Origin of the sequence: Neobacillus drentensis (assembly GCF_036965245.1) — a bacterium.
GTDB classification, from domain to species: domain Bacteria; phylum Bacillota; class Bacilli; order Bacillales; family Cytobacillaceae; genus Neobacillus; species Neobacillus drentensis_G.
The window spans coordinates 1-5,858 of the sequence record NZ_JBALPG010000157.1; the positions used below are offsets into that span (position 1 = coordinate 1).

At 34.7% G+C, this 5,858-nt stretch carries 4 protein-coding genes; all 4 read left to right on the forward strand.

The features are described 5' to 3' along the window. On the forward strand, nt 1-763 hold a 763-nt coding region (locus tag V7150_RS23345), incomplete at its 5' end, for an N-acetylmuramoyl-L-alanine amidase (protein ID WP_335522978.1). 186 nt (nt 764-949) lie between these two features. Then, nucleotides 950-1,936 carry an LCP family protein gene (locus tag V7150_RS23350; protein ID WP_335522979.1) on the forward strand — a complete coding sequence of 329 codons (987 nt, stop codon included), beginning with the start codon at nt 950-952 and terminating at the stop codon, nt 1,934-1,936. 171 nt (nt 1,937-2,107) lie between these two features. After that, nucleotides 2,108-4,174 (forward strand): LTA synthase family protein, encoded by a 2,067-nt coding sequence (locus tag V7150_RS23355; RefSeq protein ID WP_335522982.1) that lies wholly within the window; start codon nt 2,108-2,110, stop codon nt 4,172-4,174. A gap of 206 nt (nt 4,175-4,380) precedes the next feature. Next, nucleotides 4,381-5,858, forward strand: a 1,478-nt coding sequence (locus V7150_RS23360) for a PA14 domain-containing protein (RefSeq protein ID WP_335522986.1), incomplete at its 3' end; no start/stop codon positions are given.

The window sequence follows — 5,858 nt, forward strand, 5'->3', positions numbered from 1 at the left end:
TATTTATTATCGTGTTCATACACAAGACTTTGGTTGGCTAGGCTGGGCAAAAAATGGGATGAAAGCTGGCTCAGAAGGGCTTTCAAAACGCTTAGAGGCAATTGAAATTAAGTTAGTTCCTAAAGGTCAAGGTGAACCAGTCAATAAAAGCACTGCATTCAAGCAGCCACTAACTGTATTTTTAGATCCGGGACATGGTGGTTCAGATCCAGGTGCAATTGTTGGCGTTTATCATGAAGCAGACTTGAATTTTGCCGTTGCAAAAAAGGTTAAAGCATTATTGGTGAATCGCGGCTATAGGGTTATTATGTCTCGTAATACCGATACCACAGTAGAATTGTTAGATCGCCCTCGAATGGCGAATGATTTAGCAGCAGATATTTTCGTTAGTATTCATACAAACTCAACAGGAGAAGGTGTGACGTCCGCTGCTGGTATTGAGGGTTATTACTATGAATATAATCCAAAGTATCCTCCTATATTTAATAGTGCTATGCATAATAATCCAGAAAGAATTTCAAAGAGTATGACACTAGCAAACTTAATTCAAGGAAATATGGTTGGCTATACAGGTGCGAAAAATCGTGGAACGGATGGAGCATCATTTGCAGTTATACGTGAAACAGCTATGCCTGCAACTCTAGTAGAGATTGGTTTTATTAACAATGCAAGCGAACGTCAAAAATTATTTATAGATTCTTATCAAAATAAATTAGCACAAGCATTAGCTGACGGAATTGTTGAGTATTTCAAAATTTATTAATTTATTTTTCTATTAAAAATGAATGGAGTTAAATTAGTAACCATTAACCAAATTTTAGGACTAGAATCAAAAATAGATTTCTAGTCTTTTTTTATATAGAAANNATTTTACAGAAATCAACAAATTTTTCAAAAAACATTATATAATTAATTTTGGTATATCAATTGTTTGAAAAGGATGGAATCTATGAATCGACAATTATACAAAAAAAAGAAAAGCAAAACGAAATTAAAAAAAGTTTTCTTGGGATTCTTCGCGCTATTACTAGGGCTTTCAGGATATATTTATTATCAATATTCACAAGGTTTAAAACAAGCTTCAGGTAAAAACATTGTTACGAATGAAAAAGCAAAGCAGGAGTTTAATGGTACTAAAAAGGAAAAGATGGATAAAGTTAATATTCTTTTATTAGGGGTAGACTCCAGAGGAGAGGAAAAGTCACGTACTGATACGATAATGATTGCCCAATACGATCCTAAAAACCAAACGGCAAAAATCGTTTCTCTGATGCGGGACATTTATGTTGAAATTCCAAATCATAGAAATTATAAAATTAATACGGCGTACTTTCTCGGCGGACCAGAGTTGCTTAGGCAAACAATAAAGAAAAATTTTGATATCGATATTCACTACTATGCGATGATTGATTTTAAAGGATTTGAATCAGTAGTAGATACACTGGCTCCTAATGGGATTGAAATGGATGTTGAAAAGAGAATGTCCGAAAATATAGGTGTTGTTTTAAAACCTGGCTTACAATATTTAAATGGTAAAGAGCTGCTGGGGTATGCTCGTTTTAGACATGATGCAAACGGTGATTTCGGCCGTGTAGAGCGTCAACAAAAGGTAATTAATGCTTTAAAGGATGAGATTATTAGTGTTAATGGTGTAACAAAATTACCAAAGTTAGTTGGTACGATTCAGCCGTATATTGAAACTAACTTGGAAGGGATTGACCGATTAGAATTATTAAAGGACTTTTTCTTAAATCCACCAGACGAAATAGAAACATTAACAATTCCTGTTGAAAATTCATATAAAATGGGCAATTATGAACATGCAGGTTCTGTCCTTGAAATTGATTTTGAAGAAAATAAACAAGCCATCAAACAGTTTTTAAATGAAGATCAAGTGGATTCACAAAATGATTCAACTAGTCAAAAGGGAAAATAAGTCAACTGAAAGACAAAAAAACACTTACTAGTCTTAGTAAGTGTTTTTTTGTTGCTTGCAATATATTGTTTTCACTTGCTAATATTGCTATGATAAAAAAAATTATTGTGATATACTCGATGGAAAATCAGCTTAAAGAAGTTATATACAATATATTTGGGAGAAATGGAATTGAAAAAGCATTTCATACAACGTATAGCTGCATTCATAGCAGTAAATAGTCTATTTTCTTTCTTTTTAATATTTATTGGCAAAATGTTTCGAAATGAATTTAAAATAGAATATATTATTCACTGGATGCAGGAAGATACAACTAAGTTTGCAATTTACTTTTTTATATTTTTCCTAGCCCTTTTTTCCACATTTAAGATCCAATTAAAGATCTATAACAAGTTAAAAAATCAGTACCCTTGGGTTTTGGTATTATCAAAATATTTATTAATTTTTCTTTTATTATTTGGATTATCATTTATAATCAACTATTATTTTCAGTATTTCCAAACCTTAAAAGATCCCCTGCTTACAAACCAATGGATTGGAGAAAAACCAAAGGCCTTTTTTGCAGGTGTGTTGTATTTATTGATACTATTCTTGTTAATCTTCGTATTGGTTGGAAACATCTATATTAGTTCGTTCATCACTAGTATCTTTTTATTGACTATTGGATTTATCCATTACAATAAACTAAACCTGCGAGGAGAGCCTTTATACCCGGGTGACTACAATCAAATCAGTAATTTAAAAGATGTAATACCGATGATTAGGGATTATCTTTCTATTAATCAAGTGATTTCCGTCGTTTTCATATTCGTATTGGTTGGAATCGTCATGTTCTTGCTGCCTAAATTAAAGATAGCCATTTGGATGAGGGGATTAATTTTTGTTATTTCACTAATCATGATTTATTCGTTTACGTATTTCCCTAATACATTTATGAAATCACTTGTGGAAAAAAGTGATATCGAAATTGTAAAGTGGAACCAAATTTATAATTACCAAACCAATGGATTTTTATTTGGCTTTGTTTTGAATTTGCAAAATAAGGTGTTTGAAGAACCAGAAGGATATTCGAAACAAAAAGTAGAAAAGACTGTTCGAAAATATTTAACAAGTTCTGACAGTTCTCGTCGAAATGAAAAATCACCTAATATTATTTATTTAATGAGTGAAACATTCTGGGATCCAACAAAACTAAATATTGGTTTTAGTGAAGATCCAATTAGAAATATACGTCAATTCATGACTAATTATTCATCAGGTCAAATTCTTTCTTCAAACTTTGGTGGAGGAACAGCGAATGTTGAATTTGAAGCGTTAACAGGATTTACTATGTCATTCTTAAACGAGGGAGCCATTCCTTATCAAGATTTGGTGCCACAACAAACATTTATTCCAACGATAGTAAGTGATTTAGAAAATAAAGGCTACAAATCGTTAGCTATTCATCCTGGAAGTAAAGTGTTTTATAAACGAAATCTTGTGTATAAAACGTTAGGTTTTGATAAATTTTTGGATGAGGGAACAATGACTCATACAGAGAGAGCGGGCGGAGGTCTTATTACTGATGAATCACTTACTCTTGAGATTCTAGACAATATAAAAAATCAGGATAAGCCAATGTTTATTCATTCGGTATCTATTCAAAACCACATGCCATACCTGGAAAAAAATTATCCTGAATATCCAATTGAGGTATCAGGTCTGGAGCCAGAATCAATCTCGCAATTAAAAGTATATGCAGAAGGACTTAGAAGATCCGATGAGGCATTTAAATTTTTAGTTGATCAATTAGAACAAATAGGTGAGCCTACCATAGTGGTTTTTTGGGGTGATCATTTACCGATTCTTGGTGAGGATTATTCCGTATATAAAGAAGCTGGCTATCATGATAAAGATCCGAAGGTTAGGGAATTAAAATATTTTGAAACACCGCTTTTAATCTATTCAAATTTTGACACGGAACATTATGACCTAAATACAATTAGTCCAATCTATCTAGCACCAATCGTTTATGAAATGATGGGGTTGGAAAAACCTCCTTTTTATAACTTACTTGATCAACTTAGAAATGAAATACCAGCAATGAAAGGTACTGCAAAAGTTGGCAGCGATCAAAAGTTGATGACTAAACTGACAAAAAAACAAGAACAGCTGTTAGAAGACTATAAGCTGATTGAATATGATTTACTAAGGGGAAAACAGTATAGTATGAAATCGTTATTTCCTCAGAAAAAATAATGCAGGTGGTTATTAAAAAAATCCTCTTCAATGCCTGAAGAGGATTTTTTATATGTTTACTTCTTTCGTTTATCTGTAATCAAATAAACTTGGTGATAAATTCTAACTTACAAATTTAGATAAATTATGACTTAACCAACCAAATTATGATATTATTCTTTATGTGTAATAATAGAATAATAGAATTGTGGGGGTTGATTATAGGTTTGTCTAGTAAAAACTTAATAAAGGTATCTTTAATAGGCTTGCTCTCATCTGTTTTTGTTCCCAATAATCTTGTTTATGCAAACGAAAATAGTGATCCTGTTTATAAACCAGCACCTCAAAAGGAAGTCCATTACAATTGGGGCTATGGAAGTCCGGCAAGCGGGTTTCCAATTGATCATTTCAAGGCTGAATTTGATCAATCCGGAACGTATGCAAAGGGCGATTACTTCCTGCAAACTTTTGCGGATGATGGTGTTAAAGTTGAAGTAGATGGGGTAACAAAGATCAATCGATGGACGGACTACACTGGCGGGATTGAAAAAGCTCTTTGGTTGGGAGTAACGGATGGTCAGCACTCGGTAAAAACAAGTTATTACGAAAATGTATCCGGTGCAGGTGTATTCTCAGATATAGTACCATTTGGTTCCTGGCTTGCCTATTACTATCCAAATGACTCGTTATCAGGAATGCCAGCATCAGCAAAGGTGATCTCTACAGAGAAGCTATCAGAAAAATTCCCTGGCAGCCCTGCGAAGGGAATTGGAGCAGATCATTTTTCGGCAAGATATACAACAGCAAAACGTATTTCAGCTGGAGATTATATGCTCAATTTGAATGCCGACGATGGAATCCGAGTTTATGTAGACGGAAAGCTAGTGGTGGATCGTTGGCAAAAACCTGGAGAAGATAGAATAAAATTAACCATCTCTGACAGTAAAGATGCTAAAGAGGGAGAAAAGGACGTTCACTGGATTGAAGTAGAGTATCGTGAAGATATTTTAAACGGTTATGTGGATGTTTCTCTTACTCCATTCCCGGTGCTTGGATTAAAGACTGGCAAAGAAGCCCATTACAATTGGGGCTATGGAAGTCCGGCAAGCGGCTATCCGAGCGATTATTTTGTAGCTGACATTGATCAATCGGGAACATATGCAAAGGGCGATTACTTCTTACAGACATTTGCAGATGATGGAGTCAAAGTAGAAGTTGATGGAGAAACCAAGATTAATCGCTGGACGGACTATACCGGCGGAATGGAAAAAGCCTTATGGCTGGGAGTAGCGGAAGGCCAGCATACGGTTAAAACCCGTTACTTAGAAAATGTAGCCGCCGCAGGTGTATTCTCAGATGTAGTACCATTTGGTTCCTGGCTTGCTTATTACTATCCAAATGACTCGTTATCGGGAATGCCGGCCGCTGCAAAGGTAATCTCTACAGATAAGCTATCAGAAAAATTCCCTGGTAGCCCGGCAGCAGGTATTGGAGCAGATCATTTTTCGGCGAGATATACAACAGCAAAACGTATTGCGGCTGGAGATTATGTGCTTAAATTGAATGCTGATGACGGAATTCGAGTTTACGTGGACGGAAAGCTAGTGGCAGATCGCTGGCAAAAATTTGGAGCGGATTTAACTAAGTTAACCATCTCTGATCGTACAGATGCCAAAGCAGGAGAAAAGGACGTTCACTGGATTGA